This window comes from Elioraea tepidiphila DSM 17972, assembly GCF_000378465.1.
Classification (GTDB): Bacteria; Pseudomonadota; Alphaproteobacteria; order Acetobacterales; family Acetobacteraceae; genus Elioraea; species Elioraea tepidiphila.
Map to the genome: position 1 here is coordinate 63914 of NZ_KB899916.1, position 15778 is coordinate 79691.

Annotated in this window: 16 protein-coding genes and 1 tRNA gene; 9 read left to right on the forward strand and 8 right to left on the reverse strand. The window is 63.7% G+C overall.

The features are described from left to right. Nucleotides 1–265: 265 nt before the first annotated feature. The gene (locus F563_RS25325; RefSeq protein ID WP_019013967.1) at nt 266–811 is read left to right on the forward strand and encodes a hypothetical protein; all 546 of its coding nucleotides are present in this window, start codon (nt 266–268) and stop codon (nt 809–811) included. 66 nt (nt 812–877) lie between these two features. On the opposite strand, the gene F563_RS21890 is transcribed toward F563_RS25325, so the two are convergent. After that, on the reverse strand, nt 878–1684 hold the full coding sequence (locus F563_RS21890; protein ID WP_156825097.1) for a hypothetical protein: 807 nt from the start codon (nt 1682–1684) through the stop codon (nt 878–880). A 130-nt stretch (nt 1685–1814) separates the two neighbouring features. Between F563_RS21890 and F563_RS0107130 the strand changes: the two genes are divergently transcribed. Continuing rightward, complete coding sequence (locus F563_RS0107130) at nt 1815–2066, forward strand: helix-turn-helix domain-containing protein (RefSeq protein WP_019013969.1); 252 nt, start codon at nt 1815–1817, stop codon at nt 2064–2066. A 2-nt stretch (nt 2067–2068) separates the two neighbouring features. Here F563_RS0107130 and F563_RS0107135 read toward each other — a convergent pair whose 3' ends face one another. Beyond that, on the reverse strand, nt 2069–2425 hold the full coding sequence (locus F563_RS0107135) for a hypothetical protein (protein WP_156825098.1): 357 nt from the start codon (nt 2423–2425) through the stop codon (nt 2069–2071). Nucleotides 2426–2602: 177 nt separating this feature from the next. Between F563_RS0107135 and F563_RS0107140 the strand changes: the two genes are divergently transcribed. The 4 genes from F563_RS0107140 (at nt 2603) to F563_RS0107155 (ending at nt 7452) form a co-directional block, all read left to right on the forward strand. Beyond that, on the forward strand, nt 2603–3094 hold the full coding sequence (locus F563_RS0107140) for a hypothetical protein (RefSeq protein WP_026299396.1): 492 nt from the start codon (nt 2603–2605) through the stop codon (nt 3092–3094). Continuing rightward, complete coding sequence (locus F563_RS0107145; RefSeq protein WP_156825099.1) at nt 3094–5046, forward strand: type IV secretory system conjugative DNA transfer family protein; 1953 nt, start codon at nt 3094–3096, stop codon at nt 5044–5046. Before F563_RS0107140 ends, F563_RS0107145 begins: the two co-directional genes overlap by 1 nt. 333 nt (nt 5047–5379) lie before the next feature. Beyond that, complete coding sequence (locus F563_RS0107150; protein WP_211211386.1) at nt 5380–5964, forward strand: plasmid mobilization protein; 585 nt, start codon at nt 5380–5382, stop codon at nt 5962–5964. Between the two features lie 9 nt (nt 5965–5973). Continuing rightward, nucleotides 5974–7452 (forward strand): relaxase/mobilization nuclease domain-containing protein, encoded by a 1479-nt coding sequence (locus F563_RS0107155; RefSeq protein ID WP_019013974.1) that lies wholly within the window; start codon nt 5974–5976, stop codon nt 7450–7452. Here the strand turns inward: F563_RS0107155 and F563_RS24730 are convergent. The 4 genes from F563_RS24730 to F563_RS24370 form a co-directional block, all read right to left on the reverse strand. After that, a complete protein-coding gene (locus F563_RS24730) occupies nt 7442–7690 on the reverse strand; it encodes a hypothetical protein (RefSeq protein ID WP_156825100.1) in 249 nt (82 codons plus the stop codon). The two genes, F563_RS0107155 and F563_RS24730, sit on opposite strands and share 11 nt — an antisense overlap. A gap of 124 nt (nt 7691–7814) precedes the next feature. Beyond that, nucleotides 7815–8003 carry a hypothetical protein gene (locus tag F563_RS0107160; protein WP_019013975.1) on the reverse strand — a complete coding sequence of 63 codons (189 nt, stop codon included), beginning with the start codon at nt 8001–8003 and terminating at the stop codon, nt 7815–7817. A 232-nt stretch (nt 8004–8235) separates the two neighbouring features. Further along, a complete protein-coding gene (locus F563_RS24365) occupies nt 8236–9120 on the reverse strand; it encodes a glycosyltransferase family 2 protein (protein ID WP_084596418.1) in 885 nt (294 codons plus the stop codon). A 75-nt stretch (nt 9121–9195) separates the two neighbouring features. After that, entirely contained in the window at nt 9196–9975 is a 780-nt protein-coding gene (locus F563_RS24370; protein ID WP_084596419.1) for a glycosyltransferase family 25 protein, read from the reverse strand. Between the two features lie 558 nt (nt 9976–10533). Between F563_RS24370 and F563_RS0107165 the strand changes: the two genes are divergently transcribed. Next, on the forward strand, nt 10534–11427 hold the full coding sequence (locus F563_RS0107165) for an ArdC family protein (RefSeq protein ID WP_019013976.1): 894 nt from the start codon (nt 10534–10536) through the stop codon (nt 11425–11427). 385 nt (nt 11428–11812) lie between these two features. On the opposite strand, the gene F563_RS0107170 is transcribed toward F563_RS0107165, so the two are convergent. Further along, nucleotides 11813–11887 (reverse strand) — tRNA-Gly (locus tag F563_RS0107170). Nucleotides 11888–12059: 172 nt separating this feature from the next. Here F563_RS0107170 and F563_RS0107175 point away from each other — a divergent pair. Together F563_RS0107175 and F563_RS24735 are read left to right on the forward strand one after the other, a co-directional pair. Beyond that, complete coding sequence (locus F563_RS0107175) at nt 12060–13490, forward strand: M48 family metalloprotease (protein WP_162140580.1); 1431 nt, start codon at nt 12060–12062, stop codon at nt 13488–13490. Beyond that, nucleotides 13487–14293, forward strand: a complete 807-nt coding sequence (locus F563_RS24735) for a hypothetical protein (RefSeq protein ID WP_019013978.1) — start codon at nt 13487–13489, stop codon at nt 14291–14293. The genes F563_RS0107175 and F563_RS24735 overlap by 4 nt, the downstream gene beginning before the upstream one ends. A 256-nt stretch (nt 14294–14549) precedes the next feature. Here F563_RS24735 and F563_RS0107185 read toward each other — a convergent pair whose 3' ends face one another. Continuing rightward, entirely contained in the window at nt 14550–15719 is a 1170-nt protein-coding gene (locus tag F563_RS0107185) for a pyridoxal-phosphate-dependent aminotransferase family protein (RefSeq protein ID WP_019013979.1), read from the reverse strand. Nucleotides 15720–15778: the final 59 nt, after the last annotated feature.

Here is a 15778-nt window from a genome sequence, read left to right on the forward strand (position 1 = left end):
CGTTTGCCCCATAGAGCATTGCAGGCACGAATCCAATGCCGCTCTCCGGTTTCGGAGTCGGTCAGCCTTCCCCTTGTGATCCCTTTGCATCCCCCCACCGGGCAGCTTGTGGCCCTCTGCCATGCGCGGGCGCTTCTAGCGTCAACAGGAAAATCGGTTCCCCCTGAAGGTCTCCCCCAATTTTCCTGTGTGACGCCGCGCCCTTGCGCCTGGCCCTTCGAGGGCACGCCCGATGGGGGCAATGCAAACACAAGGAGAAAAAGACATGACCAAGAAATCCGAAACCTACGAAGTGCAACATTTTGCCTACAACACAGGTTGGGCAAACACTTGGACGATTGACTCGCCTGACGGCACGTCCGAACCGGAAACCTTCGAGACGGAAGAAGCCGCGCAGGCCGCCTTGGATGAAATGTTCGCGGAGCTTGAAGCCGAGATCGCGGCGGGCCAGCGTGACCCTGACGATACGTATGACCGCGATGAGTTCCGCATCGCCATATCATGTTACTGCGAACACCACGAAGCCGTCTGGAACGGCATCGCCCTCGCCATCACATACGAGCCGGATTGGCTGAATTGTTCCCGCGACAACGGCTTGGATACCGCGCATCTTGAGATCAGGGCGATCTCGCCGGAGGGTATGCCCCTGCCGATCACCGAAACCGGCTACCGCTCGCATTTTACGAGCGCGGAGACCGTCGCCAGCTACGGCGGCCCGGTTGCTTTCGTGCTGGCATGGTTGGACGAGGAAGCGAATACCCCCGCTTGGCGGCGGCGCGAAGCAGCCGCCCGCCAGCTTGCCCTCTTCTAAAGGGCGAGTCCGGCGACAGGCCCGCCCGGATCGGGGCGGGCCGCCGCCTTGTTGTGGAGCTTCCGCTCAATCCGCCGCGCTGAAACGCGCCAGCGCGTTGTGTATGTCGCTTTGCAGATTCACGGCGCAATCATACGTTAGCCCGCCCGCGATCACGGCGGCGCTGCTCTGGCCGTCGCCGCGCACAGCCAGCGTATAGCTGCGCTCGGCTTGGCGCTTGCCGAGTCCGCGCCCGACCATTGCCGATGTGGATACGCCGCCCCGTCCCGGCATAAGCGGTTCTTCGCTGACCTTCACGCCGTTGTTGCCGACTTCGAGATCGGCAATGCGGTCGAGCGGCAGATTCACATCGCCACTCTCAATGCCGTGCGCGGACACCGCAATCGTGACGGGCTTGCGGTAGCGCGCGCCCGGCAGCACGAAGATCGCGACGAGCGCGGGCCAGAAGAGCATCCCGATGCCCGCCGTCAAAACGCCGAGCACGATGAACAGCGGAAGGGGCGTCAAGACCGTGAGCCACGACATGCGCGCCGGACGCACATCATACAGATAGCCGCCGCGCGCCGGATCATCGCGCCGCGTGAAGGCGGCAGTCGCGCTGTTGGCAGCGGTGCGGAACAAGTTGATGCCGTGGAAGGGCAGGTATAGCAAAAACCCGAGAACCGGCAAAAACGGCAGAAGAACGAGCAACAAAAGACTGCCCCACCCGCGCAGCGCGTTTCCCAGCCCGAACAGGTTTCCTGCGACGTGAAAAACGAGGGGCACAATATTGAGTGCCGCGAAGGCGACCCCGCCCCAGATCAGAAGCCGTTGCCAGCCGGGCCGCTGGTTTGAGAAGAGAGGCAGCCGCGCGGCTGTGTTGTTCGTCTGCATCGTCCTTGCGCCCTCCGCCCACGATCACCGCAAACATGGTTAACCGCATCCGCGCGGGCGCGGCAAGTCCAAAATCGGATTAGTCCAAAACAGGATTAGCAACAAGGGGTAACTTCCTCTTGGGGCTGGCGTGACAAAGAGCCTTCGCACAGAGGGCCATATCGCCCTGACGAAGGCGCTTATTGATGCGCGCAAGGCGAGCGGCCTGACACAACAAGAACTTGCGGCGCGCCTGCGCCGCTCGCAGTCGTTCGTCGCCAAGATCGAGCTTGGCGAGCGGCGGGTTGAAGTCGTGGAGCTTGTCGAGATTGCGCGCATCCTCGACGTGCCGACCGCCGATCTTATCGCGCCCGTCGAAGCCGTCTTGCAAAAGCGGCGCTAGGTTCAATCTTTCACGAACCGCGAGCCGACCACGGCGGCGCGCGCGGTTTCGTCGCTCCATGGCAGGCGCAAGATCTTGCCTTGCCCGATCTTGCCGCGCTGGCGGCGGATCATCTCGCCGGGTGCGAGCGGCGGCGGTAAGGAGCGCGGCCAGTGCGGCGCGGGTTCCACCGTGCAGGCCGCAACCTTGATATGCACCCAGCCCGCGCGGTCGATGCGAAGAATTTGGCCGGTGACGCAGCGCTGGCCGATGACAACAGGTTTCTTTTTGGAGGCGCGGGCTTGCGGTTTCCAGACCGGTTCACGCCAGCGGATGACATCCGCCACAATAAACTCAGTACCGCAATCCAGCCATTTCACGCTCCCCCCGATCCGGACGCGGCAATGCAAGCATTGAGCGCGCCCCTCTCTTAAGGTTGAGCCAGAAGTCATTTTCGCGCAAGTATATCAACCATACCCGTTACTTCGGCGCGGACGCGGCGCGCCACTAAGGCCGCGCCCCGACATACTGCCGCATGTCTTTGGGGGGAGGCTGGCATGCCCGACGACAGGAAGCCCGCTTTGGGCAGTCACGGCCTTGATGCGGCGCTATCCGCTTGGGAACAGGGCGCAAACGACACGCCCGGTCCCACGCCGCATCCCGCGCTCGCGCGCCTGAAGGCGCAGTTTGACGCGCATCCGGACGTATGCGCGCTGGCGGGCTTGCTCGACGCCGCGCAGAACGACGCCGCCGATCCCGTGCCGGTGACGGTGGACGCCGCCCCGCGCATGCTGGCGCTGCTGGAGTACATCGAGTCGCTGGACGCCGCCGCCGCAGGGCGCGCACCCGCGCCGGTGGAGCGCGTTTTGAGCCGGATCGTCGGCAATTATCTTGAACACCTGCTGCATATGCTTGTGACCGATCCGACCGGTCATCGGCATTACGCGCGGCTGTGGAACAGCCTATGCACGGCGGCGGGCGCGCCCGACCTTGCCGTGCCTGAACGCGCAGCCTCCGATCCGGAGGCGCAGGCGGAAGGGCCGTTCTGATGCGCCGCCCGGAAGCCGATCCATCCAAGCCGCCCAAACCGCGCTGGCTGCGTGTGCTCCTATGGGTTGGCGGCATCTATGTCGCGCTCAACGTGTTCGCGCTTACGACCATGATGGTGCAGAACGGTTCGTTGAATGGCCTTTTTCCGCTGGCTATGGTGGCGGGCCTTGGCTGGTTCTTGTACCGGAAATTCCGCACACCGTCCGAGGACGCCGGAGAGTCGTTGTCCGACAATTACGGCACGGCGCGGTTTGAAGGGATGCAGATTACGCCGCCCCACGCGGATTGGCTCCGCGAGGGGGTATTCCTTGGTAAAAGCAGCCACCCCCAAGCGAACAGCGTGCCGCTGGATAAACAGCCTGGCATCCCCGTCTGTACGACGCCGGAGCATCATACGCTGATCGTGGCGCGGACGCGGACAGGCAAAGGCACCCGCGTCATTATCCCGACCTTGCTCCGCTACAGCGGATCGATGGTCGTGATCGACCCGAAGGGTGAAAACGCCGCCGTGACGGCGCGCCCGCGTTTGTTCGCGAAGGCGACGGACAAGGTGCATATCATCAACCCGTGGGGCGAGCTTGCGGCAGCCTACCGCGAGGCGGGCCTGCCGCAGGACACCTTCAATCCCCTCGACGTGCTCGATCGCGGCGACCCGAACGCCGTTGCGATCGCCCAGGCGCTCGCCGGCGCGGTATGCCCGACTTCGCCGGGCGACAAGGATCGCTACTGGCAGGGGAGCGCGGCCAACGTCTTTGCAGCCGTTCTACTCTGGATCACCGATCAGCCAGGCGAGACCAAGACGCTTGCCCGCGCGCGTGAAATCATCAGCCTTAGCCGCAAGGACTTCACCGACAACTTCCTCGTCCCCATGGCCAGCAGCACTGCTTTCGGCGGCGCAATCCGTGAAATGGTCAGCCCGTACCTGGACCTTGCGCAGGAGACCTATTCGGGGATCATGGCGAACCTGTCGGAGAACACAAAGTTTCTTTCCGACCCGCAGATCAAGACCGCTACCGCCGCATCGACGTTCAGCCTGCCCGACCTGTTGCGGGAGCGGCGCACGGTCTATCTCGTGATCCCGCCCGACCGGATCGACACGCAACGGACATGGCTGCGCCTGATGCTGACGGCGGTCAGCCATACCTATCGGCGCGCCCCGCAGCAGAACCGAGGACAGCACCGCTGCCTTGTGCTGATCGACGAGTTTCCCGCGCTCGGTAAGATTGAGGACATGCCCCGCGACCTTGCCACGCTCGCGGGCTACGGCCTCGACTTCGCGCTGGTTGTGCAGGGCATTGACCAGCTCCGCGACCTCTACGGCAAGACGGCGGGCACCATCCTCTCCAACTGCGCCTACAAGTGGTTTTGCAACATCAATGACCTGGAGTCCGCCAAATACCTCTCCGAGGTGCTGGGCAAAAAGACCGTCCGCACCGTGGGACGCAGCGAACGCGAAGGCGAAGACGGCGAAAGCGTGAGCTACGGCGAGACGGGCCGCCCGCTCCTGACCCCCGATGAAATCCTGAACCTTGGTCGGGAGGTGGCGATCGTCACCCATCCAAGCGGCGATCCGCATTACCTGCGGCCCATCGACTATTGGAACCTTCAGGCGGCTTTCGGACAGCTACGCGAGCGGTATCCCGGTACCTATTGGGACCCGCCTTTGGCCTATGACCCGAACCCTTACTACAGCCGCCAGAAGCAGGAGCAGCGACAGGACGGCGGTCAACAGGAGCAGAGGCAGGAAAAGGAGGCTGCACGGCCCCGCGACGGTCGAATGAGCCGCGCGGAGGCGCTGCCCGTGCTCGGCCTCAGGGAAGGTGCGACGGAGGCCGAGATACGCGCCGCATACAAGCGTCTGATGCAGAAGGTGCATCCGGACGCGGGCGGCAGCGACTGGCTCGCGCGCAATCTCAACGCCGCCCGCGATACTTTGCTGGCGGGGCGTTGAAAATGAATCCGTTCGGATGCTGCTACCTGTGGTATAATATGGGGCGTCAATCGCAGCCGACTCGACCGCCGCAAAATGGCTGGTACAGGCTGCATACGACGCGCATCATCGGGAGGGTTTCTCCCGCTGCATGCTCCAATACCCCACAGCCACGCGCTGGTTGTGCTATCCTAAATTGTAGGTTGAGAGTGGCTGCAAGCCATGGACGGACTGACCGTCCGTCCGCTTGGCAAGGGGCGCTTCGCCCCCGTTGCATCCCCCGACCAAGGAGAGCCTTCGTGCCCTCCTGTGGAGCCTCCAGACCAAAGGAGCCGTCGCGCTCCCTTGGAACCCATGACCAAGGCGCAGTCGCCCTTGGAACCCGACGAGGGGATTGCGCCCCCTCGACCACGCGCGCCGGTGCGCTGTGAACAGGAGAACAGCCGGGGGGAATTCATGGCCGACGACGACACCAGGGGCCTCTCGCCAAGGGCCACGAAATCCGAGAAGCGGCAGCGCACCGACCGGCTGTTTGTCCGTCTGACCCCACATGAAAAGGCCGCCTTCCTTGCCCGCGCCGACAAGGCAGGCATGGCTTCCGCCGCCTTCGCCCGCGCCGTTCTGACCGGTGAAGCTGGCCCTCGCGCCCAGCGGCGCGTGCCTGCCGATGCCCAGGCCATGCGGCAGGTACTTGGCCATCTCGGCAAGACCGGCAGCAATCTCAACCAGATTGCCCGATACCTGCATACGGGCGGCAGCGCGGATGTGGTCCTGACGGATATTCGCGCGGCGCTCTCCGATCTCGCCTGCATACGCAGGCTGATCTACGAGGCGCTGGGCAAGGACCCCGACGACGCGCGCCCCGTCGCCCCGGTATCCAGCGCCGATCCACCGCCGCTCTCCGGCACGAAATCCGTGCCGCCGCCACCGGGCGCGTGAGAGGGCCGCATGATCGTCAAGGGGGGATCACGCGGCGGACCGGGCCAGCTTGCCGCGCACCTGATGCGCGCAGACACAAACGAGCGTGTCGAGGTGCTGGAAAACCACTCCCCCTATGACCTTCACGCCACCTTCCGCGACTGGCAGACCCTGTGCGAAGGCACGCGCGGCAAGAAAGGGCTTTATCACGTCAATATCGATCCCGACGCCCGTTACGAAATGACGCGCGCTCAATGGGCGCGCGCGGTGGAGGTGTTGGAAAAGGAGCTGGGCCTGGAAGGCCAGCCCCGCGCCGTCGTGATGCACGAGAAGAAGGGCCGCCAGCACATCCACGTCGTCTGGCAGCGCACCGACATTGAAACCATGACGCTGCGCAGCGACAGCTACAATTATCTCGCGCACGAACGCGCCAGCCTGCGGCTGGAACAGGAGTTCGGGCACGAGCACGTCCCCGGCAAACATGCCAAGCGCGACCGCGAGAAACAGCCGGAGTTTCCGCGCGCGGAGGCGACCCATGCCGAATGGCAACAGGCCGAGCGCGCAGCGCTATCCGTTGCCGACCGGCGGGCGCAGATCGCGGCTCTGAGAGAGACCTGCGACAACGGCGCATCCTTCAAGGCCGCCCTTGAAGAAGCGGGCTACATGCTCGCACAGGGCGACAAGCGCGACTTCGTGCTGGTGACGGCGGAAGGCTCCGTGCTCAGCCTTGGCCGCGAGCTTAAAATGAAGGCCGTCGAGGTCCGCGCCTTCATGGCGGATGTGGACCGCGCCGCCTTGCCCACAGCCGCCGAAGCAAAAGCGCTCCAGCGGGATCAGGAAGACATGCGCGCGCGGGAGGCCACGCCCCCGCAGGCTGACCACCCGCCTGCCGAGACTCCCGCGACCGCGCCCGAGGCGCGCCAGCAAGATCTCGGCTCGGCTTTCTACGATCCGTCCGCGCTTGATCCCGTCGTTGCGCGCGCCCTCGACGAACGCCAGCGGCAGGAAGCGGCAAAGCTCGCCGAATGGCATGCCGCAGAGCTTCGCCAGTTGGAGAATGCCCAAGCCGCCGAATTGCAGGCGAAGCAGGAGCATCAGGCGGCATTGCACGCCGCCGCGCGCGAGCGTTTGCAGCGCGAGCAGAAGCTGACGGGTATCGAGGGCTTCATCAATGCTCTGCAAAACCGCCTCAATCCGGGGCGCGGCGCGGAACAGCGCGCCGCCCGCGAACACGCCTGGCGGCAGCTTCGCGCGCAACAAGCGCGGGAGCGGCGCGACATGGAGGTGCTGTGGCAACAAACCCACGCCGAGCAGATGGAAGAATTGCGCGAACGGCACATGCAGCAGCAGCGCGAACAAGCCGCCGCCTTCGAGGCCGAGCGGCAACGCTACACCGAGGATGCCGAGCGCGCCGCCGAGATGCGCAGGCGCATCGAGGAAGATCGGAAGATCGAAGAACGTCAGCGGCAAGAGCGGCGGGACACAGGCCCGCCGGGGCTCACAAAGTAAGCGGCTCGCGTTTCCTGCAACCAGAACCGGGCCGGTCACAGAAAAAGGAAAAGGTTGCCACTGACGACGACGAGGACCGGCTTGGCGTTCCGCCAACCCTGTTCCCGAAGTTCATGCCAATGCTGCGTAGATCGCTCAGCCGCTTCATGTCGCCGAAACGGCGGCGGAAATTTATCAACCGCCGCGCCCGAGGCTGGGTCGCCTTGTTCAAACGCTTCACGTTCTCGTCGAAATTCATGGCCACCGCCCCGCCAAAACCGCCTGATCCGCCGCCAGCGCCACCAACCCCGCCGCAGCGGCCGAAACCGTTGCGCTCGCGCTTTAACCGGCCCGCAGGACCGTGAGGCCCCGAAGGGCGGGGATTACATCCCCGGCCCCTTCATGCGGCGCTTGATGATCGCGCGGTTGATGTTTTCAAGGGAGGCGAGGGCATTGGCACGGTGCACGGTAGCCGCTTCGGTTTGTGCCAGTTCCTGGCTGACGCGGAAGAACATCGAGTTCAGGACGCATTCCGGATGTCTGTCGAGCTGTGCTGCGGTAATCAGGTGCATGGGGTGATCCTCCTTGTCGGGAAGCCGCGACCATCACGGCCTTTCATGCCCCTACAATCGGCACCGCCAGCGACGAACCCGCACCCGAAGGGCTGAAACAACGAGAAAGAGCCCCGTTCAGGGGCTTACGGCGTTCCGGCGGGCGGATGCCAGGGTGCAGGATCAAAAGGACTGTGTGTGGGGGAGGATTCCGCCGAGATCAGCTGTGCAGCGTGAGCAGCTGGTCGGAAGGCTATCGAATGGTGAGTTTTCTAGAAGCCGCCCGCTCGGCAGACTTTGGGAAGAGTACTGTGCGGATGATGCGACGCAGCTTGCAAGAATGTTTGCCAACGTACCCAACGAGGTAAGGCAGCATCAACAGCTTCTCCTGCGTGGACAAGCGGCTACGCCGCAGTGACCGTATCGTCATTTTCGCGAAGGCGCAGTAGACATCTCGCCGTTCACTAAAGGTAACGGGCCTGTAAGCCTGGCGTGAGACGCCTGTCTCTCTGTGATAGAAAACTGCGGCCGAGGCAGAAGAGACTGTGCCGTTAAGCATGAAAGGGGTGAGGGCAACTAGATCTCCAGCCCAAACATAGTTGTAAGTAATAACTTCGTTTAACGCGCGCTTCAATGCATTTTTCTTATACATCCCATAGAACCAGGAGCCCGTTGCGTTCATTAATAGTGCACGCGCCTTTTCTGATCCTCGCATAGTTAAAATTCTATCGTCGAACCGAATTTCTTTATATATCTCTCCATTTTCATGTTCAAGCACCACCGTTGGCACAACGATTTCAGATTCATCACAATTTCTTGCCTCCAAATAAAGGGCTTCGATGTAGTTGTCTGACCACCTATCATCATGCGCAGCAAGAACCACGAATGGTGTGTTCACCTTGTTCGCTACGAAAGCAAAGTTATCTATAGCACCCATGTTGTGCGAATGGCGATAGTAGCGGATTCTTGAATCCTGAGCGGCCAATTTCCTTACTATTTTTTCAGTGGAGTCCGTGGAGGCATTGTCAGATATGATAAATTCAAAATCAGATAAGGACTGTCTCTGAATGTTCTTAATAGCAGACTCCAGATATTTCTCTGCATTGTAGATCGGCATAGCAACTGTAACTTGCGGCATTATTTCTCTCTTTCAGTTCGCTATATTGCTGCATAATTTGCGAAATTGACAATAAATTACTAAGAACAAGCAATTCTATGCTTTGCGACGGGCGCCAAGGTAATCGTGGACCAATCCAAGGCGGTAGGTCAGGGTTTTAGCGGCAGCGTCGAATAGCTTGAAACCAAAGCGTGTGAAAGGAAACGCGGCCCGTTCCAACCCGTGCAATCGCCGCGATTTGCTGAAACGCTGCTCGCCGATTGTGGAAGGCGCATCTAAATCGGGAAGAACAGGAGGTGGGACCAAGCCGCGAACACGCAAGCCGTGGCACCAGACCTGTCCATGCAGTGTATCAATGGGCATCCATCCTGCCGCGCTACAGTCGGCCATACGTCCGGCAGCTTTTTTGCTTAAGACATACCCATAGGCCCCCCCCGGCGTTCCATAGATACGTGTTAAAGCAAGCCCATCAGAAAGCTGGGATACCGGACGCATTCTCTTGAGGTCTTTGGGTTTGCCGAGGAAACGAACGAGGTCCCATGGCTCAGCACTTTTCTCTAAAGATTGGAGCGCATAGGGTAGGGAATCCACCAGTACGGCGTCATCTTCTAAAACTAAGGCGTAAGGAAGATCGCGCCGCACAATCTCTCTGTAGACGGCGAGGTGTGACTGGGCACAACCTATCTCGCCGGGAGTCATGTCTTTACCATAGAACAGACGCCGCTTGCGTCCGTCATAGTTACAATTGTTCAGATCGAGGGATCTGCCATCTATAGCCGTAAATACTTCTGCAAAGAGTCCGAGCGCTTGTACGCGGGAAAGTATTGTGTCTCGGCGATCTTCAGAATGTTCAAGATTGATAACAAATATATGCATGTGGTAGTTCTCATTGCTATCCAGAAATAATGGATACTATCTCAACATAAGACTTTAAAATGATTGCTGTGATGAATATTAAACAAGAAATTCTGTACAGTCCATCTTTACGGAGATTCAATTCTGTTAATTGATATGCAATTTGCATTTAACAGAATTGAGATAATTTTCAGTAGTAAGCCTATTGGCGTCTTTTCCAGTATAATTTGTGACCTGACTATTAATGAAAGTGTAGCCGCAACCATCACGGCCTTGCTTTCCGCCGCCATTCCCATGATGGAACCTGATCCCGCGCGCGGTACTGACCCTGGGCCAGATTCCGGAGCTGGCCGAGGCCGCAATCCTCTTCCTGGCGGCTTTGGCCGCCGTTTTCATTCGGGGCGTGCCGCCCCCTTGCCGTCAAGACCAAGCCCTTCGGGCGGAAAACGGGCGACCGTGTAGTCGCTCCGCTCCGGCCCGCGCCATCGCCCGTTTTCCGGTCCTGACAGCAGACCCCCCGCTCATTGCCGCGTGGCTAGTCGGTTGCATGCGCAACCCGCTGACCAAAGGAAAAAGGCAATGAAAGCAGATGTATATGAGAGAGTGACCAACGCCATTATGGCCGAACTGGAAAAGGGCGTCCGCCCTTGGTTCAAGCCGTGGAACGCCGAACATGCGGCGGGCAGGATCACGCGCCCTTTGCGCGCGAACGGCCAGCCCTATCGGGGTATCAATGTTCTGATGCTGTGGGGTGCAGCGTGCGAGCGCGGCTATGCCGCCCCGATCTGGATGACCTTTAAACAGGCGCAGGAGCTGGGCGGCCACGTCCGCAAGGGCGAGAAAGGCAATCTGGTAGTTTACGCCAACACAATCACCAAGACCGAAACCGACGAGAACGGCGACGAGCAGGAGCGGGATATTCCCTTCATGAAGGGCTATACCGTGTTCAACGTCGAGCAGGTCGAGGGCTTACCCGCTCACTTCTATGCTTTGGCCGAGCGCCCCGCTGATCCCGTGGAGCGCATTGACGCCGCCGAGCGCTTCTTTGCCGCGACCGGCGCGGACATCCGCCACGGCGGCAACAGGGCTTTTTACAGTCCCGCCGAGGACCGAATCCAGATGCCGCCATTTGAAGCCTTCCGCGAGGCCGAGGCATACTATGCGACCTTGGCGCATGAGATGACCCACTGGACGAAGGGCAAGGGCCGTCTGGATCGTGATTTTGGCCGCAAACGCTGGGGCGATGCAGGCTATGCGATGGAGGAACTTGTCGCTGAGCTTGGCGCAGCCTTCATCTGCGCCGATCTCGCCATCAGCCCCGAACCCCGCGCCGAGCATGCCGCCTATATCGGTAACTGGCTGAAGGTGCTGAAAGAGGACAAACGCGCCATCTTCAGCGCCGCCGCGCATGCGCAGCGCGCCGCTGATTATCTGGGCGGCTTGCAGTCATCTGAGATGCAGCAAGCTGCCTGACAATAAAGCGCCGGAGGGCAAACCCTCCGGCTTCTGGCGGAGCCGCCGTCATGATGACGGCGGCTATTTTCTTATCCCGCCCGACCCACCCCTGATGGGCGGCGCGTCCCCTACGGTCGCGCCGGAGAGGGACCTGTCGTTTCCAACTGATCGGAGCCGCGTTCCCGCTCGCGCGGCACATCTTGTGGCTGGGGGATACCCACTCGAATCAGGTCACCGAGTTACAGGGCAGGCCGCTTCAAAGGGCGCATTGCGGCGCAAAAACGCATATGCTCGCGCTTGTCCGCGCAGGCGACTCCGCAAATTTTTCTGCACAGTACCTGCACAGGCCAAAATGGCCTGTTTTTCTCGTTAAATTTCAGATGGTTCGACAAATCCAAAGATTTGGAGCGGGCGAAGGGATTCGAACCCTCGACCCCAACCTTGGCAAGGTTGTGCTCTACCCCTGAGCTACGCCCGCTCTAAGCGATCAAGCCAACATGACGGGGTGCTTAGATCGGGTCCGGCGGTTTTGCAAGACGTGCCGCCGACGTGAACAGGTCGGGGGGCTGTCGCCTCCCACGCCCTGGTGCATCACAACCCCGAATGGCTCCCGAACCGGTTCCCGGTCCCGCATGCTAGCCTCCCGGCCCATGCGGCGTTTGCTCCTCGCCCTCGGCCTCGCTGTAGCGCTTAGCACTCCGGCCAGCGCGCAGTCGAGCCTGTTCCTCTCCCGCGAGGCCGAGGCCCGCATCGGCGCCGAGGAGCACCCCAAGGTATTGGCCCAGTTCGGCGGCGCCCTCAGGGGTCCCCAGGCCGACTATCTGCTCGAGCTCGGCTCCCGGCTCGCCGCGCTCTCGGAGCGGCCGGAGGGCCCCTGGGCCTTCACCCTGCTGAACACCGATGTGATCAACGCCTTCGCCTTGCCCGGCGGCTATGTCTACATCACGCGCGGCATCATGGCGCTTGCCGCGGACGAAGCGGAACTCGCCGGCATCGTCGGCCACGAGATGGGCCACGTGGTGGCGCGGCACTCCGCCCAGCGCTTCGATCGGCAACTTGGCGCGCAGCTCGGCTCGGTCGCGGCCGAGATCCTCGGCCAGGTGTTCCTCGGCGTGCGCGGCGGCGGCCAGATCGCGGGGCTCGCCGGACAGGCCTATGTCGCCGGGTTCTCGCGCGAGCAGGAACTGGAAGCCGACACCTACGGCATCCGCTATCTCCGCGCGGCCGGCTACGATACCGGCGCCATGGGCTCTTTCCTCGCCCGCATGGCGGAGTGGGACCGGCTGGAGGCGGCGATCGCCGGCCGCCGGCCCGGCGATGACCAGTTCTCCTGGTTCTCGACCCACCCGCGCACCCCCGATCGCGTCCAGGCCGCCGTGCGCCAGGCCGGCGGACCGCAAGCGGGGGAGCGCGCACGCGAGACCTATATCCGCCGGCTCGATGGGATGGTCTGGGGCGACGATGTCGCGGAGGGCGTGATCCGTGGGCGCGCCTTCCTCCATCCCGTGCTGCGCTTCCGCTTCGAGGTGCCCGAGGGGTTCCGGCTGGTGAACGGCATCAGCGCCGTCACGGCGACGCACAGCGGCGGCGGGCAGATCATCTTCGACGCCGGCCAGATTCGCGGTGACGCGCCGCCCGACCAGTACCTGACGCGTAGTTGGGCGACCAATGCGCGGCTGAGCGGGCTCCAGACCTTGCAGGTCGGCGGGCTGCCGGCGGCGGCGGCGCGCACTCGGCTCAACACGCGTCAGGGACCGATGGACCTGCTGCTGGTCGCGGTGCGCCACGCGCCGGGCCGGTACTGGCGGTTCCAGTTCGTCTCCACGCCCCAGCGCACGGCTGCGTTCCTCCCGGGCTTCCAGGCCACGCTCGGCTCGTTCCGCGTCCTTTCCGCCGCCGAGGCTGCGGCGATCCGGCCGCTGCGTGTGCGCGCCCGCCAGGTGCGGCGGGGGGAGACGGTCGCGTCGCTCGCGGGAAGCATGCCGGTGGCGCGGGCGGAGGAGCGCTTCCGGGTGATGAACGGGCTCGGCCCCGATGAGCAGGTGCAGGCAGGCCAATGGGTGAAGCTGATCGCAGAGTGACCAGTCGCGCGCTTCCCCGCGCGCTCGGCACAAGCTACCGTTCCGGCGCCATGGGCAGTGTCGGCGAGACGAGCATCACCTGTGCGGTATGCGGGCGGGAGAGCCGCCAGCGCCAGGTGCACGGCACGGGCCCTGCCGGTCCGCCCGATCTCGACCTCCGCCCGGGCGAGACCATGCGCAGCACTATGGCGTACTGGCTGCAGCAGTGTCCGACCTGCGGCTATGCGGCGCCGCGGCTCGATGAGGCGGGCGAGGCGATCGCGGCGGTGGTCGCCGGCGGGCCATATCGGGCGTTGCTGGCCGAGGTGTCGTATCCGCCGCTCGCGCGTCGGTTCCTGTGCCGGGCAATGATTTTGGAGGAGACGGGCGAGCTGCATGCGGCGGCCGAGGCGACGCTTCAGGCGGCCTGGGTGGCCGATGACACGCGCAAGGCCGAGCTCGCGCGCGAGTGGCGGCTGACGGCGGTGGCGTTGTTCCGCCAGGGGCCGCCGCCCGACCTCGAACAGCAGGTACGGATCGTCGACATCCTGCGTCGTGCGGGGGATTTCGGCGGTGCGGCCGCGCAGGCCAATGCGTTGGAGCGCGGCCGTCTGCCCGAGCCGGTGGACCGCGTCGTGGCGTTCGAGCGTCGGCTGATCGCGGCGGGCGATGTGCGTGCCTATTCGGTCGCGTCGGCCTTGCCGCCGCCGGCGTCGCGCCCGCACGTGTCGCATCGCGGTCCGACTCCGGGGATTCCGCTCACGCGTGCGCCGTCGGGCGGAGGATTGTTCGCGGCCTTGCGGCGCTGGTTCCGCCGTCGCTGAGCTGATGCAGGGGGGTGTGGGGCGACCAGCGTGATCCCCCCCACCCATGGTGCTCTGGGCTGCCGAGGTACGTTTGCTGGCCGGACCTCCCTCGGGGAAGGTCCGCGCAACAGCCTCTCCAGGCGCCTGAGTTCCGATCCGCTGCGGGACCGATGCCGCAGGTCCGCGCCTGCGACACCTCACGACCCCCCGCAGCCCGCGGCGGAAAGCCGCCTCTCAGCCGGCTGTTCGGGAACAGCGGCGCAGGCAGGAACGGCTATGCCAGCGCGTCCATCGCCGCCTGGACCCCGCCCCGTCCGTGCGGGATGCCGAGATCGCGCAGGCTCATCTCGACCGCGCCGAGCGTGCCCAGCACCATCGGCTCGTTCAGGTCTCCGAGATGGCCGATGCGGAACACCTTGCCGCCCAGGGCCCCGAGCCCGCCGCCGAGCGACACGTTGTACCGTGCCGCCGCATGCCGGCGCAGCGCGTCGGCATCGTACCCTTCCGGCATCAGGATCGCCGTGACGCTGTTCGACTGGCGCGCCGGATCGACGCAGAAGATCTGCGGCCCGTCATTGCCCGACCAGGTGCGCACGGCCGCGCGCACCGCGCCACCGAGCCGTGCGTGGCGCGCGAACACCGCCTCCAGCCCTTCCTCCTCGATCAGCCGTAGCGCCTCGGCGAGGCCGTGGAACATCTGCGTCGGCACGGTGCCGACGAAGCTGCGATGCGGACGGTTCAGCATCACCGACCAGTCCATGTAGTGCCGCGGCAGCGTCGCCTTGCGGTGCGCCGCCATCCCCTTGGCGCTGACGGCTGTGAACGCCATGCCCGTGGGCAGCATCAGCCCCTTCTGGCTGCCGCCGACCGCGAGATCGATCCCCCACTCGTCCATCCGGAACGGCATCGAGCCGAGCGAGGAGATCGTGTCGGAGAGGAACAGCGCCGGGTGCTTCGCCGCGTCGATCGCCGACCGAAGCGCGGCCTGAGGCACTGTCACGCCGGTGCTGGTCTCGTTGTGCACGGCGCAGACCGCCTTGATCACATGCCCGGCATCGGCCCGCAGCGCCGCCTCGACCGCCGCAGGGTCGATGCCGCGGCGGCGATCGGCGGGGACCGTCTCCACCTTCAGCCCGAACTTGCGCGCCATCTCGGTCCAGGACTCCGAGAAATAGCCGGACTCCAGCATCAGCAGCGTGTCGCCAGGGCTGAACAGGTTGACGAGGCTCGCCTCCCACGCCCCGTGCCCCGAAGAGGCCATCATGAACACTTCGCCCGAGGTGCCGAGCACGCGCTTCAGCCGCGCGGTGCAGTCGCGCACCAGCGCGATGAACGCCTCCTCCATGAAGTCCTGCGTCGGACGGTCGATCGCGCGGAGGATGCTGTCGGGAATGTTGGTCGGGCCGGGATTGGCGAAGAACTGGCGGCCGCGAGGTTTCTGCATGAGGGACTCCTGGAGGCGGGGTTCGCTGCGGGACCGCCCCGACCCTCACCGAGACCGGC

Excerpts from the sequence above, each read along its gene's own strand:
- F563_RS25325 (WP_019013967.1), top strand. The coding sequence starts at position 266 with ATGACCAAGAAATCCGAAACCTACGAAGTGCAACATTTTGCCTACAAC.
- F563_RS21890 (WP_156825097.1), bottom strand. The coding sequence starts at position 1,684 with ATGCAGACGAACAACACAGCCGCGCGGCTGCCTCTCTTCTCAAACCAG.
- F563_RS0107140 (WP_026299396.1), top strand. The coding sequence starts at position 2,603 with ATGCCCGACGACAGGAAGCCCGCTTTGGGCAGTCACGGCCTTGATGCG.
- F563_RS0107145 (WP_156825099.1), top strand. The coding sequence starts at position 3,094 with ATGCGCCGCCCGGAAGCCGATCCATCCAAGCCGCCCAAACCGCGCTGG.
- F563_RS0107150 (WP_211211386.1), top strand. The coding sequence starts at position 5,380 with ATGACCAAGGCGCAGTCGCCCTTGGAACCCGACGAGGGGATTGCGCCC.
- F563_RS0107155 (WP_019013974.1), top strand. The coding sequence starts at position 5,974 with ATGATCGTCAAGGGGGGATCACGCGGCGGACCGGGCCAGCTTGCCGCG.
- F563_RS24730 (WP_156825100.1), bottom strand. The coding sequence starts at position 7,690 with ATGAATTTCGACGAGAACGTGAAGCGTTTGAACAAGGCGACCCAGCCT.
- F563_RS0107160 (WP_019013975.1), bottom strand. The coding sequence starts at position 8,003 with ATGCACCTGATTACCGCAGCACAGCTCGACAGACATCCGGAATGCGTC.
- F563_RS24365 (WP_084596418.1), bottom strand. The coding sequence starts at position 9,120 with ATGCCGCAAGTTACAGTTGCTATGCCGATCTACAATGCAGAGAAATAT.
- F563_RS24370 (WP_084596419.1), bottom strand. The coding sequence starts at position 9,975 with ATGCATATATTTGTTATCAATCTTGAACATTCTGAAGATCGCCGAGAC.
- F563_RS0107165 (WP_019013976.1), top strand. The coding sequence starts at position 10,534 with ATGAAAGCAGATGTATATGAGAGAGTGACCAACGCCATTATGGCCGAA.
- F563_RS0107175 (WP_162140580.1), top strand. The coding sequence starts at position 12,060 with ATGCGGCGTTTGCTCCTCGCCCTCGGCCTCGCTGTAGCGCTTAGCACT.
- F563_RS0107185 (WP_019013979.1), bottom strand. The coding sequence starts at position 15,719 with ATGCAGAAACCTCGCGGCCGCCAGTTCTTCGCCAATCCCGGCCCGACC.